The 24,104-nt window shown below is 55.3% G+C and carries 22 protein-coding genes, 1 pseudogene and 1 riboswitch; of the genes and pseudogenes, 3 read left to right on the top strand and 20 right to left on the bottom strand.

The annotated features are described in order from the left end of the window. Positions 1–17: 17 nt before the first annotated feature. The 7 genes from VU18_RS01175 to VU18_RS01145 all read right to left on the bottom strand — a co-directional run bounded on the left by VU18_RS01175 (position 18) and on the right by VU18_RS01145 (position 9,511). Positions 18–1,241: a CamS family sex pheromone protein gene (locus tag VU18_RS01175; RefSeq protein ID WP_014194776.1), complete on the bottom strand. Its 1,224-nt coding sequence runs from the start codon at positions 1,239–1,241 to the stop codon at positions 18–20. Continuing rightward, the gene (ligA, locus tag VU18_RS01170; RefSeq protein ID WP_014194775.1) at positions 1,238–3,250 is read right to left on the bottom strand and encodes an NAD-dependent DNA ligase LigA; all 2,013 of its coding nucleotides are present in this window, start codon (positions 3,248–3,250) and stop codon (positions 1,238–1,240) included. The genes VU18_RS01175 and ligA overlap by 4 nt, the downstream gene beginning before the upstream one ends. A gap of 20 nt (positions 3,251–3,270) precedes the next feature. Further along, a complete protein-coding gene (pcrA, locus tag VU18_RS01165) occupies positions 3,271–5,445 on the bottom strand; it encodes a DNA helicase PcrA (RefSeq protein ID WP_025039099.1) in 2,175 nt (724 codons plus the stop codon). Positions 5,446–5,473: 28 nt separating this feature from the next. Next, a complete protein-coding gene (locus tag VU18_RS01160) occupies positions 5,474–6,193 on the bottom strand; it encodes a heptaprenylglyceryl phosphate synthase (protein WP_011229783.1) in 720 nt (239 codons plus the stop codon). 97 nt (positions 6,194–6,290) lie between these two features. Beyond that, the gene (locus VU18_RS01155; RefSeq protein ID WP_014194772.1) at positions 6,291–6,626 is read right to left on the bottom strand and encodes a YerC/YecD family TrpR-related protein; all 336 of its coding nucleotides are present in this window, start codon (positions 6,624–6,626) and stop codon (positions 6,291–6,293) included. 92 nt (positions 6,627–6,718) lie between these two features. Further along, on the bottom strand, positions 6,719–7,738 hold the full coding sequence (locus VU18_RS01150) for a DUF3048 domain-containing protein (RefSeq protein ID WP_014194771.1): 1,020 nt from the start codon (positions 7,736–7,738) through the stop codon (positions 6,719–6,721). A 27-nt stretch (positions 7,739–7,765) separates the two neighbouring features. Beyond that, the gene (locus VU18_RS01145) at positions 7,766–9,511 is read right to left on the bottom strand and encodes an adenine deaminase C-terminal domain-containing protein (RefSeq protein ID WP_014194770.1); all 1,746 of its coding nucleotides are present in this window, start codon (positions 9,509–9,511) and stop codon (positions 7,766–7,768) included. Positions 9,512–9,606: 95 nt separating this feature from the next. Between VU18_RS01145 and VU18_RS01140 the strand changes: the two genes are divergently transcribed. After that, on the top strand, positions 9,607–9,852 hold the full coding sequence (locus VU18_RS01140; protein ID WP_011229779.1) for a DUF2892 domain-containing protein: 246 nt from the start codon (positions 9,607–9,609) through the stop codon (positions 9,850–9,852). Between the two features lie 251 nt (positions 9,853–10,103). Continuing rightward, the gene (locus VU18_RS21180) at positions 10,104–10,208 is read left to right on the top strand and encodes an EYxxD motif small membrane protein (protein WP_325048220.1); all 105 of its coding nucleotides are present in this window, start codon (positions 10,104–10,106) and stop codon (positions 10,206–10,208) included. On the opposite strand, the gene purD is transcribed toward VU18_RS21180, so the two are convergent. From purD to purE, 13 genes and pseudogenes are all read right to left on the bottom strand, one after another. Next, positions 10,162–11,454: a phosphoribosylamine--glycine ligase gene (purD, locus tag VU18_RS01135; RefSeq protein WP_014194768.1), complete on the bottom strand. Its 1,293-nt coding sequence runs from the start codon at positions 11,452–11,454 to the stop codon at positions 10,162–10,164. The two genes, VU18_RS21180 and purD, sit on opposite strands and share 47 nt — an antisense overlap. A gap of 23 nt (positions 11,455–11,477) precedes the next feature. Further along, a pseudogene (purH, locus tag VU18_RS18630) lies at positions 11,478–11,955 on the bottom strand (bifunctional phosphoribosylaminoimidazolecarboxamide formyltransferase/IMP cyclohydrolase); the annotation flags it as partial. A 1-nt stretch (position 11,956) separates the two neighbouring features. Continuing rightward, a partial coding sequence (gene purH / locus VU18_RS01130) for a bifunctional phosphoribosylaminoimidazolecarboxamide formyltransferase/IMP cyclohydrolase (RefSeq protein WP_236687232.1) occupies positions 11,957–13,016 on the bottom strand: 1,060 nt, incomplete at its 3' end. Next, positions 12,979–13,611, bottom strand: a complete 633-nt coding sequence (purN, locus tag VU18_RS01125) for a phosphoribosylglycinamide formyltransferase (protein ID WP_021321601.1) — start codon at positions 13,609–13,611, stop codon at positions 12,979–12,981. The genes purH (VU18_RS01130) and purN, both read right to left, overlap by 38 nt. Beyond that, positions 13,608–14,648, bottom strand: coding sequence for a phosphoribosylformylglycinamidine cyclo-ligase (purM, locus tag VU18_RS01120; protein WP_021321602.1), 1,041 nt, complete (start codon positions 14,646–14,648; stop codon positions 13,608–13,610). Before purM ends, purN begins: the two co-directional genes overlap by 4 nt. Positions 14,649–14,771: 123 nt before the next feature. Further along, positions 14,772–16,184, bottom strand: coding sequence for an amidophosphoribosyltransferase (purF, locus tag VU18_RS01115; RefSeq protein ID WP_011229773.1), 1,413 nt, complete (start codon positions 16,182–16,184; stop codon positions 14,772–14,774). Then, the gene (gene purL, locus VU18_RS01110) at positions 16,160–18,388 is read right to left on the bottom strand and encodes a phosphoribosylformylglycinamidine synthase subunit PurL (protein ID WP_021321603.1); all 2,229 of its coding nucleotides are present in this window, start codon (positions 18,386–18,388) and stop codon (positions 16,160–16,162) included. Before purL ends, purF begins: the two co-directional genes overlap by 25 nt. After that, on the bottom strand, positions 18,372–19,058 hold the full coding sequence (purQ, locus tag VU18_RS01105; protein WP_011229771.1) for a phosphoribosylformylglycinamidine synthase subunit PurQ: 687 nt from the start codon (positions 19,056–19,058) through the stop codon (positions 18,372–18,374). Before purQ ends, purL begins: the two co-directional genes overlap by 17 nt. Next, entirely contained in the window at positions 19,055–19,309 is a 255-nt protein-coding gene (gene purS, locus VU18_RS01100; protein WP_011229770.1) for a phosphoribosylformylglycinamidine synthase subunit PurS, read from the bottom strand. Before purS ends, purQ begins: the two co-directional genes overlap by 4 nt. Next, positions 19,297–20,040, bottom strand: coding sequence for a phosphoribosylaminoimidazolesuccinocarboxamide synthase (purC, locus tag VU18_RS01095; RefSeq protein WP_014194762.1), 744 nt, complete (start codon positions 20,038–20,040; stop codon positions 19,297–19,299). The genes purS and purC overlap by 13 nt, the downstream gene beginning before the upstream one ends. Before the next feature lie 60 nt (positions 20,041–20,100). Next, positions 20,101–21,396: an adenylosuccinate lyase gene (gene purB, locus VU18_RS01090; RefSeq protein ID WP_011229768.1), complete on the bottom strand. Its 1,296-nt coding sequence runs from the start codon at positions 21,394–21,396 to the stop codon at positions 20,101–20,103. Continuing rightward, complete coding sequence (purK, locus tag VU18_RS01085) at positions 21,393–22,541, bottom strand: 5-(carboxyamino)imidazole ribonucleotide synthase (RefSeq protein ID WP_011229767.1); 1,149 nt, start codon at positions 22,539–22,541, stop codon at positions 21,393–21,395. The genes purB and purK overlap by 4 nt, the downstream gene beginning before the upstream one ends. After that, positions 22,534–23,022: a 5-(carboxyamino)imidazole ribonucleotide mutase gene (gene purE / locus VU18_RS01080; RefSeq protein ID WP_011229766.1), complete on the bottom strand. Its 489-nt coding sequence runs from the start codon at positions 23,020–23,022 to the stop codon at positions 22,534–22,536. The genes purK and purE overlap by 8 nt, the downstream gene beginning before the upstream one ends. A gap of 110 nt (positions 23,023–23,132) precedes the next feature. After that, positions 23,133–23,234, bottom strand: a riboswitch (purine riboswitch). 148 nt (positions 23,235–23,382) lie between these two features. On the opposite strand from purE, the gene VU18_RS01075 reads away from it, so the two are divergent. Further along, the gene (locus VU18_RS01075) at positions 23,383–23,832 is read left to right on the top strand and encodes an Hsp20/alpha crystallin family protein (RefSeq protein WP_011229765.1); all 450 of its coding nucleotides are present in this window, start codon (positions 23,383–23,385) and stop codon (positions 23,830–23,832) included. The last annotated feature ends 272 nt before the right edge of the window (positions 23,833–24,104 follow it).

The raw sequence follows: 24,104 nt of genomic DNA, 5'->3' as shown, positions 1-24,104 counted from the left end.
GAGGATGCGGCACGTTGTCATTGATAAATATGCACAAACGGCTCGTCTGCTTTCGCCTGGCGCACGATGAGGCTTTCCGGCTGGCCGGCCGAGGCGATGTAGACATTAACGGTGATGTAGTCCGGGAATTTTTCCATCACCAAGCCGGTCACGTATTGGGTAAAGCCGATCACTTCCGCTTTGCCGTAAAACGGCATCGTAATGTTGATCGTTAACTTCTGAAGCTGGTCGTTGACGTACAACCCTCTGCCGACGATGCCCGTGTAGTTCGGGAAAAAGTCTTCAACATCTGATTTAAAATTGTTGAATTTGAGCCAGTCATCACGATGGTTCTCTTCCGCCTCATCGGACGGGAATAAATAATATTCCTCGTTTACCGCCTCCCAATCATCGATGGTGCTGCTTCCTTCATCGACATGGGCGACGGCGAAAAAGTGGCCTGGAACAACAGATGAACGGGGCGCTTGTTTGTACAGGGCGATCGTAATCGGCACGTTCCCAAGCCCTTTCATGCTCCGCAGCCGCTTCAGCACCTCGGCGGCGATCCGCTTTCCTTCCCGTTCGATGACATCGTCTTTGATTTTGACCTCCCGCGGATAGCCTTGCTCGGTCGAATAATAGTGGACGGAGTTTAACGCCAGGCCGATAGCGATGCCGCCGAGCTTCACTTTGTCGTTGTCGATCTTCACCAAATAATCATGTTCCAAAATGCTTGCCAAATAAATCGGGCTTTGTTTGTTTTTTTGTTCGTTTGTTCCCGTGTCGCTGATCGGTGGGTTTAAGCCGATGTTGTCTTCCGGCTTCATTTTCTCTTCCTTCAGCTGGCGAGTCGTCTTCTTGCGAGCGAGCCATTTTCCAACCGTCTCGCTGTCTAAATATTGCCCCTCTTGGAACAAGTACTCATCCGACGGAAACTGCTCAGTGGCCAAGCGCATGAGCCCCGTCTCAAATTCGTCGACATCAAGGCGCGTATTTAAATCATTGACGACCTCCCCACGGGCCCCGGACGGTTTGAACGGAAGGATGACGCGGTAATACGAGTCGGCAATGTTGTATTTCGGGATGACGGCTTCTTGCTGTTTGCTGCCTTTGTCTTGCACGACTTCCTCACCTTTGTCAAACTTCGGCGCACACGCAGACAACAAACAAATCGAAGCGAGGCCGACAGCGGCCAACCGCTTTCGGGCCCGATTCGTCCAACGGCAGGCAACCAAACTGTGAAGTGGTGAGATTCGTTTCATCGTTTCCCCCTGCTGATCTCTTGCAAAAATCGTGATTCGTCCCAAATCTCAATGCCAAGCTGCTGGGCTTTCTCCAGCTTCGATCCGGCGTCCTCACCGGCGATGACGATGTCGGTGCTGCGGCTGACGCTGCCGGTGACGCGCCCGCCGAGCCGTTCAATCTCTTCTTTTGCCTCATTGCGCGACATCGACGCGAGTTTGCCGGTCAAGACGACCGTTTTGCCGGCGAAGGCGGAGTCAGCAGGCGCTTCAGCCGCCCGCTTCAGCCCTTTGTATGCCATGTTGACGCCGTAAAGCCGCAGCTCATGGAGCAGCTCGGCCGCTTCTGGCTGGGAAAAGAAGGCGATGATCGAGTCCGCCATTTTCTCGCCAATTTCCGGCACGGCCATCAATTCCTCTTTCGTCGCTTTTTCCAGCCGCTCCATCGTTTCAAAATGCTCAGCCAAAAGTTGGGCGGCTTTCGCTCCGACGTAGCGGATGCCAAGACCGAACAGCAACCGCTCGAGCGAGTTTTGCTTCGATGCCTCAATCGCTGCAAGCAAGTTGGTTGCTGACTTTTCGCCCATCCGTTCCAAACCGATGAGCTGTTCTTTCGTCAGCCGGTACAAATCGGCGACATCGTGGACAAGGCCAGCGTTAAACAGTTGGGTGACGACTTTTTCGCCCAACCCTTCAATGTTCATCGCTGCTCTTGAGGCAAAATGGATGAGCCGTTCGCGCAGCTGGGCCGGGCATTTCGGGTTTAAGCAACGGAGCGCCACTTCTCCATCTAGGCGGACGAGCTCGCTTTCGCATTCCGGACAATGCGTCGGCATCACAAACGGCGTTTCATCCCCGTCGCGCCGGTCGACGACGACGCCGACCACTTCCGGGATGATGTCGCCCGCTTTTTTAATGATGACCGCATCGCCGATGCGAATGTCTTTTTCCCGTATAAAATCTTCATTATGAAGAGTGGCGCGCTGCACGGTCGTGCCGGCGACGCGGACCGGCTCTAAGATCGCTGTCGGAGTGACGACGCCCGTGCGGCCGACGTTCACCTCAATGCCGATGAGCGTCGTCACCACTTCCTCGGCTGGGAATTTGTAGGCGATCGCCCAGCGCGGGCTTTTTGCCGTCGCACCAAGCTCCCGCTGTTGGGCGAACGAGTCGACTTTAATGACGATGCCGTCGATCTCGTACGGCAGCTGCGGCCGTTTTTCGTGCCACTCGTTGACGAAGGCGATCACCTCATCGATGTTGGCGCAGCGCCGCCGCTCGGGATTCACTTTAAACCCAAGCGCCTGTAAGTAGTCGAGCGCCTCGCTGTGCGACTCAATGCCAAGCTCTTCAGCATTGGCCAAACCATAAACGAACAAATCGAGCTGGCGCGACGCCGCCACTTTCGGATCGAGCTGGCGGAGCGAGCCAGCCGCAGCGTTGCGCGGGTTGGCAAACAGCTCCTCGCCTCGGGCTTTTCGCTCCTCATTCAAGCGCAAAAACGACGCTTTCGGCATGAACGCCTCGCCGCGCGCCTCCAGCGACACCGGCTCCTTCAGCCGAAGCGGCAGTGAACGGATCGTTCTCAAATTTTCCGTAATGTCCTCGCCGGTCGTTCCGTCGCCGCGCGTCGCCCCTTGGACGAAATAACCATCTTCATAGCGGACGGAGACAGCGAGACCATCGATTTTCAACTCGCACACGTACGCTGCTTCGCCGACCTCTTGGCGGACGCGGCGGTCAAAATCGCGCAAATCCCCTTCGTCAAACGCGTTCGCGAGACTCATCATGGGAACAACATGCGTCACTTTGCGAAACGCCTCAAGCGGAGGGCCGCCGATGCGCTGGGTCGGCGAGTCGCTCGTTTTCAATTCCGGATACTGTTCCTCGATGGCCATCAACTCTTGCATGAGCCGGTCATACTCGGCGTCCGGGACGGACGGCCGGTCGAGCACATAATATTCGTAGCCATAGCGGTGCAGCAGTTCGCGCAGCTCGGCCGCGCGCCGTTCGGCTTGTTGGCGGTCCATACGTTCACCCGTTCTCCTTTCTATACTTTCTCAATCGGCGCAAATTTAGCGAGCAGACGTTTAATGCCGATCGGGCTCGGGAAGGCGATATCGAGTTCTTGGTCGTCACCTTCGCCACGGACACTGACAACCGTACCGATTCCCCATTTCCGATGGTTCGCCCGGTCTCCGACTTTCCACACCCTGATGGCGCCGCCTGCCTGCAAGCGAGCGGACGCTGAACGGGAAACAGACGGTTTCCCACGCGAGACCGTCTCCAGCAAATGCGCGGGAATCTCATCTAAAAAGCGCGACGGCCGGTTCATTTGGATGTTGCCAAACAGCGTCCGCATTTGCGCGTTCGTCAATACGAGCTCTTCCTCGGCCCGAGTGATGCCGACATACGCCAGCCGCCGCTCTTCTTCCATTTCATCCTCATTCTCCAGTGAACGAAGATGCGGAAAAATGCCTTCTTCCATGCCAATCAAAAACACGACCGGAAACTCAAGCCCTTTGGCGGCGTGCAGCGTCATGAAGACGACGGCATCGCCCTCGGCCGCCTGATCTGTCCCATTCAGCTCGTCCAAATCAGAAATGAGCGCCAAGTCGGTTAAAAAGGCGACGAGCGATTTATCGTCGCTTACATTTTCGAAATGCTTCGTCACCGACAAAAACTCGTCCAAGTTCTCAAGCCGGCTTTGCGCTTCAATCGCCCGTTCCGCCTTGAGCATCTCGCGGTAGCCCGATTGGTCGAGCACTTCCTCCACAAGTTCCGTCACCGGAACGTATTCTTGCAGCTGCGTCCATTGCTCAAGCTGTCCGCGAAACGCGGCGAGCGCCCCGGCCGTCTTCGCGCTGAAGCCGATCATCTCCAGCTCGCCGAGCGCTTCAAACAAGGACAGCTCATGCTCGGCCGCATAGCGGACAAGTTTGTCGATCGTAGAGGCGCCGATGCCACGCTTTGGCACGTTGATGATGCGAAGCAAGCTCAAATCGTCATCGGGGTTGGCGATGACGCGCAAGTAAGCGAGAATGTCTTTAATTTCTTTCCGGTCATAGAACTTTAAGCCGCCGACGATTTGGTACGGAATGTTCGCTTTTAAAAACATTTCCTCGATGACGCGTGACTGGGCGTTCGTCCGATAAAGCACGGCAAAATCGCGGTAGCGGCGCTCCCCGCTCTCAACCGCCTCTTGAATGCGGCGGGCGACAAATTGCGCTTCGTCCACTTCGTTCATCGCTTCATAATAGACGATTGGCTTCCCTTCCGGGTTTTCCGTCCACAACCGCTTTGGTTTTCGATTGACGTTATGCGCAATGACTTCATTTGCCGCCTGCAAAATGCGTTTCGTCGAGCGGTAGTTTTGTTCAAGCAAAATGACTTTCGCGTTCGGGTAGTCGCGCTCAAACGATAAAATATTGCGAATGTCCGCCCCGCGCCACCGGTAAATCGACTGGTCGGCATCGCCGACGGCGCAAATATTTTGAAACCGGTCTGCGAGCTTTTTCACCAGCGTATATTGAGCGCGGTTCGTATCCTGGTACTCATCGATATGGATGTACTGGAACTTATACTGGTAATATTGAAGCACATCCGGCACGCGGTCAAACAAGTGGATCGTCGTCATGATCAAATCGTCGAAATCGAGTGAATGATTGCGGAGAAGGCGCTGTTGATACTCTTGATACACGTCGCCGACGATCTTTTCGTAGTACGTCGATGCCCGCTTTGCGAATTGCTCGGGCGTGAGCAAATCGTTTTTCGCCCCGCTGATCGTCGCTAAAATCGTCCGCGGCTCAAATTTTTTCGGATCGATATTTTTGTCTTTCAAAATCGCTTTGATGACCGAAAGCTGATCCGTCGGGTCAAGGATGGAAAAATTGCGATTGATGCCGATGCGGTCAATGTCGCGGCGCAACATGCGGACGCACATCGAATGGAACGTCGAAATCCACACGTCTTCCGCCGCCCCGCCTAAGAGCGCCTGCACCCGCTCCTTCATTTCACGCGCCGCTTTGTTCGTAAACGTAATGGCTAAAATATTCCACGGCGCCACCTGTTTTTCCGCCATCAAATAGGCGATCCGGTGCGTCAGCACGCGCGTTTTTCCGCTGCCCGCTCCCGCCATGATGAGCAATGGGCCTTCTGTCGTTTTAACGGCTTCTTGCTGCTCTTTGTTTAAATGCGCAAGCAGCTTTTCCGATAAAAAATTCATCATGTCCACCACCAACAAAACATATGTTCTATTTTCCGTCATCGCCGTTGCGTTGACCAGCCATCTGCTTCACCGCCGCCACCGTCGCCAACGCCTGTTCGAACGCGTCGTAAATCGCGTTGCCGACGACCACCGTATCGGCATAGCGCGCCATATGCTCCGCCTGCTCAGGAGTTGTGATGCCGCCGCCGTAAAACAGCTGCGTCTGATCAAGCGCTTGTTTCACTTTTTCCACGACAGACGGATCTCCATAAACTCCGCTATACTCAAGGTAAAAAATCGGCAGCTTGTACAAATGCTCAGCCAAACGGGCATAGGCCACAATATCGTCGACGTCAAGCTCCGTATCGGCTCTCGTCAGCTTGGCGGCCTTGCATTCCGGATTTAAAATGCAATAGCCCTCTGCGGCAATCTCATCCCAGTTCATCATATCACCGTATTGTTTCACCGCCTCGTGATGACGGCCGATGATCCACTCCGCCTGCCGGCTGTTTAACACGATCGGAACCAAATATACGTCAAATCCCGGCGTCAGCGCTTCGACGTCGGTGACTTCGAGCGCGCATGGCACCGAAAAACGGCGGATGCGAGCCAATAAATCAAGCACGTTGTCGATGGTCACCCCGTCGGTTCCGCCGACGATGACGGCATCCGTTCCCGACTCGCAAAGGCGCTCAAGGCGCTCGTCATCAATCGGTTTATTCGGGTCGAGTTTAAACACATGGCGCCAAGCGCGAATCTCCTCCATAGCGGCAACCCTCCACTCCGTCTCCATTGTTCCATTATAACAAATCCGCAAAAAGAAAAGGAGTTCCTTTGCAAATGGAAGGAATCTCCTTGCCGCGTCAGTCTGTGACCGCTTCGTCGGCTTCTTTCTCTTCTTGCTGTTGCTCCTCTTTAATGCGATCGAGCGCCATGGCGTAAGCATCATTGCCGTAGTTGAGGCAGCGCTTGACGCGCGAAATCGTCGCCGTGCTCGCTCCGGTTTCCGTTTCGATTTTGTGATACGTATATCCTTCGCGCAGCATGCGGGCGACCTCGAGCCGCTGGGCGAGCGCCTGGATTTCATTCACGGTGCATAAATCATCAAAAAAACGGTAACACTCTTCTAAATCGCGCAGCGATAAAATCGCTTTAAACAGTTGATCCAACTCTCTGCCGCGCAGTTTGTCAATTTGCATAGTTGCTTCCTCCTTGCGTTTTGGCGGGAAAAATGTTGTAGCCAACCAATCTGCGAATCCACCGCCCCTTTGCCTTGCAACAGACAAGGCGGTTATGATTTCCACTGGACGATCGCCAGTTCCGGCACGATATTGATCCACGTTTTTCCCGGCACGAATCCGATCGGAGCCCCGTTATGGTACGGCAGCAGCCGGCCGTCGACGTTTTTCCATTCGATCAGCTGCATGACGCCGCCCTGCAGCAAGTACCCCTTGCCACCAGAGGCGAGGTCGATGTCGCGCCGTCCGTGGCTATCGATGACTCGATGCCGGGCAGCGATAATCATGACGTTTTGCACGACAACCGGCTTATGCGTATCATAATCGATCGTTTGCTCGCCGCCGCTGTACCGGTAATACCCCTTTTGTTCCGAAACATATTGGTATTCAACCTGGGCATAGGCGCGATGCGAATAGGCGATGTGAACCGTCTCGACCTTTTGGCCGCTCGGCTCATCGGTGCGAAACGATAGCGGGGCAACGTGGTCCGTCCAAGCATACCCGTTTTGTTTCGCTCCTTTTTCGATGTTGGCGAATGAAATGTATGAGTTGTGCGGCGCCTTGCGGAACGGGACGCGCTGAAACAATGTGCCGTCGTAAAACAATCCGTTCAAATAGTCGATTCCGCCTCCCTCAAGACGCGCTTTCGCCTCCGGACTCCAGCCGTGACATACATACAGTGCATGGTAGCCTTCACTCAAGTCAATATAGTAATCACGCGCGCTTCGCACCGGTCCGACCCGCTCCGGCAATTCGCTTTGGTACAACGCCAATAAACGGGTGATATCGCCCTCGGCAAGCACCTCATACACGATGTCCGCCGCACGAAGCCCCGATTGCGGCCGCGCCTTCGGGTGGTTGTTGATCATCACGCCGACGACCCGCTGATGGATGTTCCCTTTCGCCGGCAGCCCCGTCAGCGGGAACGTTTGTTGTTCCTCCGCCCGAGGCTTGGACGGCTGCTCCTGCCGAGGAGCCGGTTTGGCTGGTTCAGCCTGCTTCGGCTCGCTTTTGGTCGTGCAGCCCCCTAACAACAATGCCGCGCAGCTGATGACGAACAGCCAATGTTTCAATGGACACACAACCTTTTCTTTTTTATTTTACCGCATTATCGAAGGAAAGAGTACCGTTTTGTGCATCACATCATAAATGCCGCGTTGGGTGACGCGCACATACGGCAGGTGGGTCGATTGCAAAAAGAGCAACGAATACACCGGGTCTTCGAACGGATATCCACGCTCGCGCAACAAACGGACGAACGTTTTTTCTTCGTTGATCAATTCATCCACCTCCAAGGAGGACATCATGCCGCCTAAAGGAAGCGAGAGCTCAAACAAAATCTCTCCGTCCTCAGCGAGCACAATGCCGCCGCCGATCTCCTTCATCCGCCGGAAGGCGAGCATCATATCTTCCTTATGCTTGCCGATCAAAATCAAATCCCCGGTGTTCGAGTAAGAACTCGCCAGCCCGCCAAGCACCGATGAAAAACCTTTTAACATCGTATTGACGCGCCAGCGGCCGTTTCGGTCAAACAAGGCCAGAAAACACTCATCATGGTCATGCCCTAAACGATCGCGCGACGTATCGATCGACACGGAATACGGTTTTAAAATGACGGCGTTTTCCATGCGCAGCCCCATCGGCATGGAAAATTGCAAATCATCCCATTCAAGCTCCCATGACAACGAAAGCGGCCGAATGCCAAACCGAGACCATTCCGGCGCCGGCCAGAGAGGCGGCGCTTCTCCATCGCGCTTCACCCATTCGCCTTTGGCGAGCACTTGCGCCGGCGTCGGATCGTGAGCCGAGCGCAAAAAGTTGATATGAGCGATGCGGCCGGTGGCAATGCTGCCGTGAAGATGCTCGATGCCGTAGTGGCGGGCGGCGTTGATCGTCGCCATCGCATAGGCATCGATCACCGGCACGCCATGCTCGATCGCGATGCGGATCAGCCAATCGATCACCCCATTCTCATAAAACGCCGGCGGCGAGCCATCCGTCGTCAACAAGCATTTATCATAATGCCGGATGCCAAGCGCTTTCATCTCTTCAAGCAGCACCGGCAAATCGGGGCGAATCGAGGAATGCCGAAGCGCGACGGTATAGCCGTGCCAAAGGCGCATGCGCACTTCCTTTCCCGTCATTGCCTCATGATCGCCATCTGCGCCAAAGAGCGCCATTTTGACAAGCGTCTTTTCCGACGCCCCCGGAAAATGCCCTTCAATTTTGCGGCGTCGCCGATGCGCTTCTTGCATCCAGTACAAGATGATGTCATCGCCGCTCGCCACTTTTGGCCATGAGGTCAACTCACCGCCTTGAAGCACCGCCTCTTGGTCAAGCCAGCGCTTGATCCGAGCATTGGACACTTGTTCCTCTTCGCGCTCGAGCTCCGTTTGCCCATCAAACCGGCACCACCAATACATCGACGTTGGAAGCGCATTCATTTCTTGTAAAAAGAAAAGCGCTTCTTCATCATCGAGCTGCAAAAGCAAAAACAAGTTATCGTTGAGGAGTGTTGTTGTTCCGTGCGCCGCTGCATAACGGGCAAACGAATGGGGATTATATAATTGAAATGGATGAACATGCGGCTCAATGTAGCCGGGAACGAGCACGTACCCACGGCAGTCGACGATCTCACACGCCTCGTCGACACGATCGGGAAGACGCTCTCCGGCATACACGATGCGGTCGCCATGGATCCATATGTTTCCTTTTACCCATTCACGAAAATACGAATGCAAATATGTGGCGTTCACCAATACTTTCGTCGGCGATTGTTTGCCATCAATCACCGCTGCTTGTGCACGCAGTTCGCTGCCTTTCCATCGGTAACGTTGTTCGCCCATTGACACCCCGTCCCTTGTTTCCTAATCGTTCCATACAACCATTTTAACGCACAAAAGCGACTTTCACAATAAAAATATAAGGAGGGGACAGACCGATGGCGAATATCGGCATTGTGAACGCATTCATTCGCATCACGGTTGGCCTGACTGTCATCGCCTGGGCCACCGCCCGCCTCGCCCGGCGGCCATGGTGCACATCCTATTTGTGGGCCGCTTTGCTTGGGGCGATGAAAGTCGGAGAAGGGATCACCCGTTTTTGTCCGATGACCGCCCTGTTTGACAATATGCAGCGCCGGCAGCTGTTTGAAGAGGAAAAGGAAGCGGTCGTCAATCCGACATGAGGGAGGACATCCGTCCGACGTTGCGCACCGCTTTTGCCGATGTCTTCCATTCCACCGTCATTCGGCAACATTTTTCGCATCGTGAGCGATACGTGCTGCTATGTATCGAAACGGCCAATGAAGAGTGCCAACTGTCAACGAAAGAGAAGAAAGCAACATGATTCGCGGCTTGGCATTGTGGACTAGCCAAACATCATCAAAAAAGGTGTCCCATACTTGGGACACCTTCGACTACAAAGGAGTGAACCACCATGCTGCTCGAGTATATGACCGATATGTCGTTCGTATTGGCCGCGTTAATCGGCGGCATTATCGCCCTTTCATACGTGTATATGCGGCGGAGGCGCGTTCGATAGCGCGCCGGCCGATGTCGCGCCGGTAAAATAAGCCGTCGCAGTCGATCGCCGCCAACTGCTCGTACGCTTTTTCCTTCGCTTTTGCGAGCGTCTCCCCTTTGGCCGCTAACAGGAGAACGCGTCCGCCATTGGTGTACCATGCGCCGCCTTCTCGTTTGGTGCCAGCATGGAACAACAACGCATCAGGGGAAATTCGGTCCAACCCGCAGATTTCGGCCCCGCGCTCGTAAGCCCCGGGGTAACCTTTAGCTGCCAGCACGACGCCAAGCACCGCCTCATCCGTCCATTCAAGCTCCAACTCTTTTCCATCCATCACCGCTAGTACCGCTTCCACCAAATCGGTCTTCAGACGCGGCAGCACGACTTGCGCTTCCGGATCGCCGAAGCGGGCGTTGAATTCGATCACTTTCGGCCCATTTGCCGTGGCCATCAATCCAGCGTACAGCACGCCAAGAAACGGCCGTCCTTCCGCCGCCAACGCTTTCGCCGCCGGCCGCAAAATGGCCTCTAGCGCGGCATCCATCATCTCATCCGAAATTTGCGGCACCGGCGAGTAGGCTCCCATGCCGCCGGTGTTCGGTCCTTCGTCTCCGTCATACGCCCGCTTATGGTCTTGGGCGATGGCGAGCGGATACACCTTCTCGCCGTTAACGAACGCCATAAACGAAAATTCTTCCCCTTCTAAATACTCCTCAATGACAACTTGACTGCCGGCTGTGCCGAATTGTCCGTCGACAAGCGCTGCCTTCGCCGCGGCAAGCGCTTCTTCCACCGTTTGGGCGACGGTGACGCCTTTTCCGGCGGCCAATCCGTCCGCTTTAATGACGATCGGCGCGCCTTTTTGTTCAATATAAGCTTTCGCCTCTTCGTACGACGTAAAGGCCGCATGGTCCGCCGTTGGGATGCCGTATTTCTTCATCAGCTCTTTGGCAAACGCCTTGCTTCCTTCGATGAGCGCCGCCCTCTGGCTTGGGCCGAAAATGCGAAGCCCCTCGGCCATAAAACGGTCAACAATGCCGGAAGCAAGCGGCGCTTCCGGCCCGACGATCGTCAAATCGATCGCCTGTTGTTTCGCAAACTGCACCAATGCCTCAATATCGAGCTCATCAATATGGACCAGTTCCGCCACGTCCGCGATGCCCGGGTTTCCCGGCGCTACATACAGCTTGCCAACAAGCGGGCTTTGCGCCGCTTTCCAGGCGATGGCGTGCTCGCGCCCGCCTCGTCCGATGACCAGTACATTCATCGTCTCCCTCTCCTTTGCCACGCTTAATGTTTAAAGTGGCGCACGCCGGTGAAGACCATGGCGATGCCGTATTCATCCGCTTTGCGGATCGAATCCGCGTCGCGAATCGAGCCGCCCGGCTGAATGATCGCGGTAATGCCGGCTTTTGCTGCTGCTTCAACCGTATCGTCCATCGGGAAGAACGCATCGGACGCCAACACGGCGCCAACCGCCTGTTCCCCGGCTTGTTCGATCGCAATTTTGGCCGCGCCGACCCGGTTCATTTGCCCGGCGCCAACGCCGACTGTCATCCCGTTTTTGGCCAGTACAATCGCATTCGATTTCACATGTTTGACAACCTTCCAAGCAAACCGAAGCTGTTCGCGCTCCGCCTCGGTCGGCTCGCGCTTCGTAACGACGTTCCATTCAGCGTCTTCGAGCGTGAACGTATCGGCCTCTTGGACGAGCAAGCCGCCATTGACGGAAACGAGCATTTTTTCCTTGACGTCCGGCGCGGCAAAANCAAGCGTCAACAAGCGGATGTTTTTCTTTTTCGTCAAAATGGCGAGCGCCTCGTCGCTGAACGATGGGGCGATGACGATTTCCAAAAAGATGTCGTGCATCCGTTCGGCTGTTTCTTTGTCCACTTCCCGGTTGACGGCGACAATGCCGCCGAAAATCGAGACCGGATCGGCCTCGTACGCTTTCGTAAATGCCTCAAGAAGCGTGGCACCGACCCCGACGCCGCACGGGTTCATATGTTTGATGGCGGCCACAGCCGGCTCTTGAAATTCGCGAATGAGGTTGATCGCCGCATTGGCGTCGTTAATGTTGTTGTACGACAACTCTTTGCCGTGCAGCTGTGCCGCTTTGGCAATCGAGAACGCCGCGCCGAGCGGTTTGGCGTAAAACGCCGCCGATTGATGCGGATTTTCGCCATAGCGCAACGACTGTTTTTTCGTGTAGGTGACGGTGAGCGTTTCCGGATACTCTTCGCCGGTGAGACCGGTCAAATATTCGGCGATCATCGCGTCATACGCCGCCGTATGGCGGAACGCTTTCGCCGCCAGTTGTTGCCGCGTTTTTGCTTGGATCGAACCGGTCGTTTTCAGTTCTTCAATCACCATCGGATAGTCGGCTGGATCGACGACAATCGCGACATCAGCATAGTTTTTCGCCGCCGCACGCACCATCGTCGGGCCGCCGATATCGATGTTTTCAATCGCCTCCGCGAGCGTCACATCCGGTTTGGCGATCGTTTGTTGGAACGGATACAAGTTGACGACGACCAAATCGATCGGGCGAATGCCATGCTCTGCGAGCGCTGCTTGGTGGCGCTCATCGCTGCGCACCGCCAAAATGCCGCCGTGAATGGCCGGATGCAATGTTTTGACGCGCCCGTCCAAAATTTCCGGAAAGCCGGTGACATCGGAAATCGAAATGACGGGAACGCCGGCGTCTTCAAGCGCTCGTTTCGTCCCACCGGTCGAAATGATATCAATGCCAAGTTCAGCCAGCTGCTTCGCAAACGGAATGACGCCTTCCTTATTGGACACGCTGATCAATGCTCGTTTCACTGCCATCGTTCTCGATCCTTTCTTCCTGTTGTTCCTTTTCCCCTAGCAGCATGCGCAACACCGTCGGGTACAGCTCGTGTTCGACTTGATGGATGCGCGCCTCAAGCGCCTCGATCGGCTCGCCCGGCACGATCGGAACAACGCGCTGGGCGATGACCGGCCCGGTATCCATTCCCTCATCGACGTAATGAACGGTGACGCCCGTTTCCGATACACCAGCCCGATACGCTTGGCCGATCGCATCTTTGCCCGGAAACGCGGGCAACAGCGACGGATGGATGTTGACGATCTTCCCCTCATAAGCCGAAAGCAGCGTCGGCCCGATCAAGCGCATATAGCCGGCCAACGCAATCCAGTCGATTTGGCGTCCCTTTAGCTCACGCAAAATCTCGCTCTCAAACGCCGCTTTGGACGGGTAGTCTTTTGGGGAAAACACGAACGCCGGCACGTTTTCGCGCGCCGCTCGTTCAATGACTTTCGCACCAGGGCGGTCGCAGACCAAAAGCGCCACACGAGCCGGCAAATCGCCGCGTTTGGCCGCGTCCACGATCGCTTGAAAGTTCGTGCCGCTTCCTGAAGCGAACACCGCCAGCCGCTTCATGCCCGGCCCCCTCCAGCAAACGACACGCCCGCTCCTTCGGCCACTTCGCCGATGATGTACGCCGGTTCGCCTCGTTCCGAAAGCCACTCAACAAGAGGAGCCGCCGTTTCCGGACTGACAGCGAGCACAAGGCCGATGCCCATATTAAAGACGGAAAACATTTCTTCTTCCTCAAGGCTGCCCTTTTCACGCAAAAAGTCAAAAATCGGCAAAATCGGCCATGAACCGAGCTGAATGCGCGCGCCGATTCCCGGCGGCAGCATGCGCGGAATGTTTTCGATCAACCCGCCGCCGGTAATATGCGCCATCCCTTTGATCGTAAACCGCTCGCGCACAGAGCGCAACAGTTTCGCATAAATGCGCGTCGGCTTCAATAACTCCTCGCCGAGTGGAACATCAAGCGGCTCGTAAATCTCATCAAGCGACAATTTCGCTTGTTCAAACACGATGCGGCGCACAAGCGAATAGCCGTTGCTGTGAAGGCCGCTTGATGGCAGGCCGACAAGCGCATCGCCCGCTTGGATCGTCTCTCCGGTTATGAGTCGCTCTTTTTCCGCAACGCCGACCGCAAACCCAGCCAAATCATACTCATCTTCATCATACATTCCTGGCATTTCCGCGGTCTCCCCGCCGATCAAGGCGCAGCCGGCTTCGACGCAGCCGTCGGCCACTCCTTTGACGATGGCGGCGATTTTCTCCGGCACCGCCTTGCCGCAAGCGATATAGTCGAGGAAAAAGAGCGGCTCCGCCCCTTGGACAATAATATCGTTGACACACATAGCGACACAATCGATGCCGATCGTATCATGCCGGTCAAGCAAAAACGCTAGTTTCAACTTCGTTCCGACACCGTCCGTGCCGGAGATGAGCACCGGCTGGCGGTAACCAAGCGCGGATAGATCAAACAAGCCGCCAAACCCGCCGATCCCGCCCAGCACTTCGGGACGCATCGTTTTTTGCACGTGCTCTTTCATGAGGGCGACGGCCTGATAACCAGCCTCGATGTCGACCCCTGCTTGTTTGTATGCCTTTGCCACGTCAACTCCTCCTTTTCGCCGCCCATCACGCTCAGGACGCCAGGCGACGCTCTTGTTGCGCAGCGTTTCTCTCGCGGAAACGCGCCACCACATTCGTCAGCTGCACCGGTTATACTTCCTCCATCATTTCATCGTCAGACATGGCCGCGCCGCTTGACCGAGGCGGGTCGGATATTGGCCAGTGAAACACGCCAAACATTGCCCGCGCTGCGGCGAGACGTCCGGACGCCCGATGGCCTCAAGCATCCCTTCCTGGCTGATAAAGGCGAGGGAATCAGCGCCAATCAAGCGCCGAATCTCTTCAACAGTGCGATTCGCCGCGATCAATTCTTCCTTTGACGACGTATCAATGCCGTAAAAGCAAGGATGGGTGATCGGCGGCGCGCTGATGCGCACGTGCACTTCAACCGCCCCGGCTTCACGGAGCATCGCGACGATGCGCCGGCTCGTCGTCCCGCGCACGATCGAATCATCCACCATCACAACCCGTTTGCCGGCCACAACCCCGCGCACCGGCGACAGCTTCATTTTCACTCCTTGCTCGCGCAACGCCTGCGACGGCTGGATGAACGTCCGCCCGACATATCGGTTTTTAATCAACCCCAATTCGTATGGAATGCCGCTCGCCTCAGCGTAGCCGATGGCAACAGAGATGCTTGAGTCCGGCACGCCGGTGACGATGTCGGCCTCTGCCGGCGCTTCCAAGGCCAGCCGCTTTCCTAAGTTTTTTCGGGCCTTATGGACATTGATGCCGTCGACATGGCTGTCCGGACGAGCGAAATAAATGTACTCCATGCTGCAAATCGACCGCGGCTGCCTAGGAGCGAACCGTTCTGAACGCACCCCTTCGCGGCTGATGATGAGCAATTCCCCAGGCGCCACTTCCCGCTCGTATGTGGCGCCGATGACGTCAAACGCGCACGTTTCCGACGCCACGACATACGCCGAACCGAGCCGGCCGAGCGACAGCGGCCGAAACCCGTGCGGATCAAGCGCCGCATAGAGCGCCTTTTCCGTCAGCAGCAAAAACGCAAACGCCCCTTCGATCTGACTGAGCGCCTCTTTCATTTGCTCGACAAACGTCGGCGCTTGGCTGCGGCGGATGAGATGGGCGAACACTTCCGTATCCGATGTCGTCTGAAAAATGCTTCCTTGCCCTTCAAGCGCGAGCTTCAACTCGATGGCGTTTGTCAAGTTGCCGTTATGGGCGAGCGCCATCGCGCCGGTTTGCGAGCGGAACAAGAGCGGCTGAACGTTTTCATAGCCGCCCCCGCCCGCCGTCGAATAGCGGACATGACCGATGGCCGCCGCCCCTTTGAGCGCATCGAGCGTACCGCTTTGAAACACATCGGTCACCAGCCCCAGCCCTTTATGACTGGATAAGCTCCCGTTATGCGCGACAACGATGCCGGCCCCTTCCTGCCCACGGTGCTGCAGGCTGTGAAGCCCGTAGTATGTGAGCCGGGCGGCGTCTTCATGCCCCCAAATGCCGAAAATGCCGCACTCCTCGTTCAATCCTTTGATTTCAGCAAGCATGGAATAGCCCCTTTCCAGACGTTTCGCATCTTGGCAACGGAAAGGTGAATGAGCGTCTCACCGTGCTCCCCGTTCACCACGAATGCGCCGTCGTCTGTCACTTCGCCGATTTGTTTCGCTTCAACCAGTTGCTCAAACGCCTCTTTTTGCTCTTTTTTCACCGAGACAACAAAGCGTGATTGCGTTTCGCTGAACAGTTCACTGACGAGGTCACCGCCGATCGTCACCTTGGCGCCAAGCCCCGAGGCACCCATGACACACTCAGCAAGCGCAACGGCTAATCCTCCTTCGGCAATATCATGCGCTGACGCCACCACCCCCGCGCGGATCGCCGCAAGCAGCTGGCGCTGGCGGCTTGCTTCCACCTCTAAGTCAATCTCCGGTGCTTTTCCAAAAATGCGGCCTTCCAGCCATTTTTGCAACTCGCTGCCGCCAAACTCCGGCTTCGCCTCGCCGATCACGTAAATGAGGTCGCCCGCTTGTTTAAACGACTGAGTCGTAATATGGGAAAGATCGTCAATGAGACCGACCATGCCAACGACCGGGGTTGGGTACACGGCCTCGCCGTTCGTTTCATTGTACAGCGAGACGTTGCCGCTCACCACCGGCGTCCCGAGCGCCCGGCACGCTTCGCTCATCCCGTCGACCGCTTTTTCGAGCTGCCAGAAAATCTCCGGCTTTTCCGGGCTGCCAAAGTTGAGGCAGTCCGTAATGGCGAGCGGCTTTGCTCCGGAGCAGATGACATTGCGCGCCGCCTCGGCGACCGCGATTTTCCCGCCCGTTTCCGGATCCAAATACAAGTAGCGCGAGTTGCAATCCGTCGTCAGCGCGAGCGCCTTGTTCGTGCCGCGGATGCGCACGACCGCCGCGTCCGATCCCGGGGCGACGACCGTATTCGTCCGCACCATATAGTCGTACTGGTCGTACACCCATTCTTTGCTCGCAATCGTCGGCTGGGCGAGCAGCCCGAGCAATGTTTGATTGTAGTCTTCGATGTGCGGAGTATACGGCGGCATCGCTTGAAACTCGCGGTAATAAGCCGGCTCGGCAGACGGTTTATGATACACCGGCGCGTCTTTCGCCAAGGCGTCCACCGGAATTTCCGCCGCCACCTCGCCTCGGAACAAGAGGCGGAGCATTTTGTCATCGGTCACTTTGCCGATTGCTTTGGCCTCGAGGCCGTATTTGGCAAAAATCGCGGCGATTTCGTCTTCACAACCTTGCTTGACAACAAGCAGCATCCGTTCCTGCGATTCGGACAGCATCATTTCGTACGGCGTCATGCCTGCCTCACGCTGCGGGACGAGATCCAAATTCATTTCAATGCCAAATCCGCCTTTGCTTGCCATCTCGGCGGATGAACTCGTGAGTCCTGCCGCCCCCATATCTTGAATGCCGACTAACGCATCGGACTTGACTGCTTCAAGACACGCCTCAAGCAGCAGTTTTTCCATAAACGGGTCGCCGACTTGCACGGCGGGACGCTTTGCTTCCGACTGTTCGCTCAACTCTTCCGAAGCAAACGTCGCCCCGTGGATGCCGTCGCGGCCCGTTTTCGCCCCGACGTACATGACCGTGTTGCCGACCCCGGTCGCCACGCCGCGCTGAATGTCCTCATGGCGGATGATCCCGACGCACATGGCGTTGACCAATGGGTTGCCTTCATACGCCGGGTCGAACTGCACCTCGCCGCCGACGGTCGGGATGCCGACGCAGTTGCCGTACCCGGCAATGCCGGCGACGACCTGCTCGAACAAATATTTGACGCGCGGCGACGTCAATTCGCCAAATCGAAGCGAGTTCAGCAGCGCAATCGGCCGCGCTCCCATTGAAAAGACGTCGCGGATGATGCCGCCGACCCCGGTCGCCGCTCCTTGGTACGGCTCGATCGCTGACGGGTGATTATGGCTTTCGATTTTAAACGCCACCGCCAGCCCGTCGCCAATATCGACAATGCCCGCACCCTCACCCGGCCCTTGCAGCACGTGCGGACCATCAGTCGGGAATTTTTTCAGCACCGGCTTCGAGTTTTTGTAGCTGCAATGCTCCGACCACATGACGGCAAAAATGCCGGTTTCCGTGTAGTTCGGCAGTCTCCCCAAAATCGCTTCAATGCGCGCAAACTCTTCATCTGTTAACCCCATCTCACGGTACAACTTTTGTTCTTTGATCATCGCCGCGCTCGGCTCAAGCAGTAACGACATGCGTCTCCCTCCAATAGTTGACGATCGATCGGAATAGTTTCAATCCGTCCGCGCTGCCGAGCAAGGCGTCGACCGCCCGCTCCGGATGCGGCATCATGCCGAGCACATTGCCCTGTTCATTGACGATGCCGGCAATATCCGCCAAGCTGCCGTTCGGATTTTCTCCATGGTAACGGAACACGATTTGCCGGTTCTCGACAAGGCGCTCGAGCGTCTGTTCATCGCAATAATAATTCCCTTCACCATGGGCGATTGGAATTGTAATGACTTCGCCTTTTTCGTAGGCAGACGTAAACATCGTTTCATGATTTTCCACCGTCAGCTGGACCGGCCGGCAGATGAATTTCAACCCTTGATTGCGGCGCATCGCCCCAGGAAGCAAGCCGGCTTCGAGCAAAATTTGAAACCCGTTGCACACCCCAAGCACCGGTTTTCCCGCTTCGGCGGCTTTTTTTACGGCAGCCATCACCTTGGAGAAACGGGCAATGGCTCCGGAACGCAAGTAATCGCCGTACGAAAATCCGCCCGGAAGCAAAACGGCGTCAAACCGGTCCAAGTTGTCCTCATCATGCCAGACGTACTCGACTTCCTCGCCAAGCTCATCGGCGATCGCATGATACATATCGACATCGCAATTCGATCCCGGAAACACAACGACGGCAAACTTCATCGGGCGACGGCCTCCTCGATTTCATAGCGGTAGTCTTCAATCACCGGGTTGGCAAGCAGTTTTTCACACATCTCGCGAACGAGCTCGTTGATGTCGCGGTCGCTCTCTTCCATCACGAGCTCCATAAACTTCCCGATTCGTACATCTTTCACTTCCGTATACGATAAGCTGTGCAGCGCCCCTTTTACAGCGGTCCCTTGCGGATCCAACACACTCTCTCGCAACGTGACATACACTTTTACTTTGTACATGCCGATTCTCCCCCTAACCGTTGTAAAATGACTTCGTATGCGTCCGTCAAACTGCCCAAGTCGCGGCGGAACACGTCTTTGTCGAGCTTTTCGTTCGTCTTTGCGTCCCATAACCGGCACGTGTCCGGTGAAATCTCATCCGCCAAGAGGATGGCTCCGTCTGCTGTACGGCCGAACTCAAGCTTAAAATCAATCAACCGCACGTTCCGCTCGGCAAAATGGAGGCGCAGCACGTCATTCACCGCAAGCGCGGCCTGCTTCAGCGCGGCGACTTCCTCGCGGCTGGCGAGTTTTAAAATGAAGATATGATCTTCCAAGAGCAATGGGTCGCCAAGGTCGTCGTTTTTGTAATAAAACTCAACAAGCGGCGCCTCAAGCGGCGTCCCTTCCTCTAGACCGATCCGCTTGGCTAAACTTCCCGCTACCACATTGCGGACAACGACTTCAAGCGGGATGATCGTCACGCGCCGGACCAATTGTTCCGTTGGCGACAGCTTTTCAATAAAATGATTGGCAATGCCTGCTTCGCGCAGCTTCAAAAACAACAAGCTGGAAATCTCGTTATTGAGCCGCCCTTTGCCGGCGATCGTCGCCTTTTTTTCGCCGTTAAACGCCGTTGCGCTGTCTTTGTACTCGACCCAAAGCACATCTGGCTCGTCAGTCGCGTAAATTTTTTTCGCTTTCCCTTCATATAACAGCTGTTGTTTCGTCGGCACGATCAACGCCTCCATTTGTCCAGAAGATTGAAAATCTTTTGTATAGCCGGCCGGCTTCGACCAGCCGGCAGCCGCTCACTCCAACCCTAAGCGTGCAAAAATCGTATCGACATGTTTCAAGTGATAGCGATAATCAAAACAATCATCGAGCTCCTCTTTCGTCAGCCGGCTCATGATCCGCTCATCCGCTTCAAGAAGCGAGCGGAACGGCACTTGTCTCTCCCACGCTTCCATCGCTTTCGGCTGCACCAAATCGTACGCCTCCTCGCGCGTCATCCCCTTGTCGATCAAAGCAAGCAAGACTCGCTGTGAATAAATGAGCCCGAACGTGCGCTCCATATTTTTTTTCATGTTTTCCGGGTACACAAGCAAATGTTTCACGATATTCGCGAATCGGTTCAACATATAATTCAACGCAATCGTCGCATCCGGCAAAATGATGCGCTCGGCCGACGAATGGGAAATGTCGCGTTCATGCCAAAGCGGCACGTTTTCGTACGCTGTCACCATATAGCCGCGAATGACGCGCGCCATGCCGGTCATGTTTTCCGAACCGATCGGATTGCGCTTATGCGGCATCGCTGATGAGCCTTTTTGTCCTTTGGCAAAAAACTCTTCGACTTCGCGGACTTCGCTTTTTTGCAAGCCGCGAATCTCGACGGCAAATTTTTCAATCGATGTCGCAATTAAGGCCAATGTCGCCATATAGTAAGCGTGGCGGTCGCGCTGCAGCGTCTGCGTCGAAATCGGCGCCGGCGTCAAGCCGAGTTTTTCACACACATACTGCTCCACAAACGGATCCACGTTGGCGTACGTGCCGACTGCGCCGGAAATTTTCCCTACTTCCACCATCTTGGCAGCTTGTTCAAACCGCTCCAAATTTCGCACCATCTCGGCATACCAAAGCGCCAGCTTCAGCCCGAACGTCGTCGGTTCGGCATGAACGCCGTGCGTGCGCCCCATCATGACCGTGTATTTATGTTCGCGCGCTTTCTCTTTCAGCACTTGAATGAAGTTTTCCAAATCACGCCGCAAAATCGCGTTCGCCTGCTTTAACAAGTAGCCGAGCGCCGTATCGACGACATCGGTCGACGTGAGACCATAATGCACCCATTTTCGTTCTTCCCCAAGCGTCTCAGAAACGGCGCGGGTGAAGGCGACGACATCGTGGCGCGTTTCTTCTTCGATTTCCTTAATGCGGTTGACGTCAAACGACGCGTTTTCACGCAGGCGGCGGACATCTTCTTTTGGGATGACGCCAAGCTCGGCCCACGCCTCGCACGCGAGCAGTTCCACCTCAAGCCATGCTTTAAAGCGGTTTTCCTCGGTCCAAATCGCTCCCATTTCCGGTCTTGTGTAACGTTCAATCATCCTCGTTCCAGCCTCCGATCATGCCAAATTTGCCACGATTCGATTCTCGCCAACGCCGCCTCGACATCGTCTGCCAGCACCGTCACATGCCCCATTTTCCGCTTCGGCTTCGCTTCGTGTTTGCCGTACAGATGGACGTAGGTCCCCCCGTCGAACGCACCGATATGCCGAATGACCGGCTCGACGTGCTCGCCTAAAATATTGACCATCACCGCCGGCTTCAACAATTCGGTCGATCCGAGCGGCCAGTTGCAGACGGCGCGGATGTGCTGGGCAAACTGCGACGTCGCGCATGCATTGATTGTATAATGTCCGGAGTTGTGCGGTCTAGGGGCCAGCTCATTAATATAAATATCCCCGTCCGCAGTCAAAAACATTTCCACCGCCAGCGTCCCAACGAGCGAAAACGATGCGGCCAACACTTCCGCGTAGCGAATGGCCCGCTCTTGCACGCTTTCCGGAATTCGAGCCGGAACGATCGTTTGATGCAAAATGTTCTCGATATGAATATTTTCCGCCACTGGAAAAACAGCCGTCTCACCATCGAGGTTGCGGGCGACAATGACCGACATTTCCTTCACAAACGGCACCCAGCCTTCCAAAATGCATGGGCCAAGCCCAAGCAAATCAGCCGCTTTGGCTAGATCGCCTTCGCCGCGCAGCACATATTGTCCTTTGCCGTCGTAGCCGCCGCGCCGCGTTTTCAAGACGCACGGGAAACCGATCGTCTGAACGGCCTGTTCAAGTTCCTCCGCTCCATTCACTTCGACATAGGGCGCCACCGGCAAGCTGGCATCAACGATCGCCGCTTTCTCCAGCGCCCGGTCTTGCGTCACCGCAAGCAGTCGGCTTCCTTGCGGGACATAGGCGTTTGCCTCCAGCCACTCAAGCGCTCGCGCATCGATATTTTCAAATTCGTACGTAATGACATCGCTCACGCGGGCCAGTTCAGCGATGGCGTCCAAATCATGATAAGGCGCCGTAATCTCCACATCGGCCACTTGCCCGCACGGGGAGTCAGGCGTTGGGTCGAGCACGGCGATGCGAAAACCCATCTCGCGCGCCGCCAAAGCCATCATCCGCCCGAGCTGCCCCCCGCCGATGATGCCGATCGTCTGCCCAGGAACGATCCGTTGCTTAGTCAAATTGATCACTGCTTTCTACGATTTGTTTGCGAATCGCTTCCCGCCGCGCTTTGAGCGCCTCCATATAGCGTGGCTCAAGCAGTCCAAGAATCGATGCGGCGAGCAGTCCGGCGTTGGTCGCCCCCGCCTTGCCGATCGCCACCGTCGCCACCGGCACCCCGCCTGGCATTTGCACAATCGACAATAACGAATCAAGTCCATTCAATGCTTTTGACTGCACGGGCACCCCAATCACCGGCAGCGTCGTTTTCGCCGCGATCATCCCCGGCAAGTGAGCCGCTCCGCCAGCGCCGGCAATGATCACGCGGATGCCGCGCTCCTCGGCTGTCTCCGCATACCGAAACATCTCATCCGGCGTCCGGTGCGCCGATACGACTTTTTTCTCAAACGGAACACCCAATTCCGCCAAAATAGCGCAAGCATGTTTCATCGTTTCCCAATCCGAATGGCTTCCCATGATCACCCCAACGAGCGGGCTCATACCGTTTCACTCCTTTTGCTAGCACAACAAAACCCAGAACATGCGTTCCCGTTCATAAACGAGGGAAAGCATCGTTCTGGGCTTTGACAGTTGCTGATCGAAAAAAAGCCAAAACCGATCCTTTCCCTCATAGTCCAATCATTTACGGTGATTGGGTAGAAACTTTTGGGCCATATTCCCAAAATTATATGAGGGATCTTCTCATACACTATGAAGTTACCTTTATAGTAGCAGGTTTTTTTTCGGCGTGTCAAGGAAAAAATCGAACATTTAGTATTTCACCAAAGCAAATGTTCGTGTTTTTTGAATCACCAAACGAAGAAGACGGCATATGATGAAGGAGCGGAGGAGGGAGACGTTATGACCAACGAAAATCCATTTATGCCGTTTTCCGATTGGACAAAACATTGGCAGCAATTTTTCCAAAATGATTTTTGGGGAAGCATCCAGCCGTTGCTGCCGTCATCAAACTCAAACAAACCATCATCCGGCATGAACATTTACAAAAAAGACAACGAGCTACTCGTTGTCATCAGCCTCCCGGGGCTCGAAAAAATCGAAGATGCAGAAGTGTATGTATCATACAAAACGTTGGAAGTGAAGGCAACCATTAATCTAAACTTCAAAGGGTTTGAGCTAGTAGAAGAAGGCCTTTTCCAAGGCCAATTCCAAAAAACAATCCCACTGCCGTTCGCCGTCAAAGAGGACCGCATCGAAGCAACATACCATAACGGCCTGTTGTTCATCCACCTGCATCGACTTATCCCTGACGAGCCGAAAAAGAAAATTGTCATCAAAAAAAGCGAATAATCTCCCCACGAGTGCAAAAAAAGAAGATACCTGCCTTTCCAAAAAAAGTAAAAAAAGAGGGTGTCCATGCCGTACAGGACACCCTTACGCGAGTTTCCGTTTCCTATCGCTTTTATGAAAAAGGGGGTCTAGGAAACGATGATCACGCTTTACATTTTGGGGGAGAGGATTGAAAATGGCGTCATTCAAAATGACTCATTTCCCATTAGGCAAAAATAATGAGAGAACCATTCAGCTCCCTCATTTTTTTGCCTGCCTAGCAGCGACCTACT

Source organism: Geobacillus sp. ZGt-1, from assembly GCF_001026865.1.
GTDB lineage: Bacteria > Bacillota > Bacilli > Bacillales > Anoxybacillaceae > Geobacillus > Geobacillus thermoleovorans.
The sequence above is the reverse complement of the archived record's forward strand: the minus strand, read 5'-3'. Positions and strand labels throughout refer to the sequence as shown.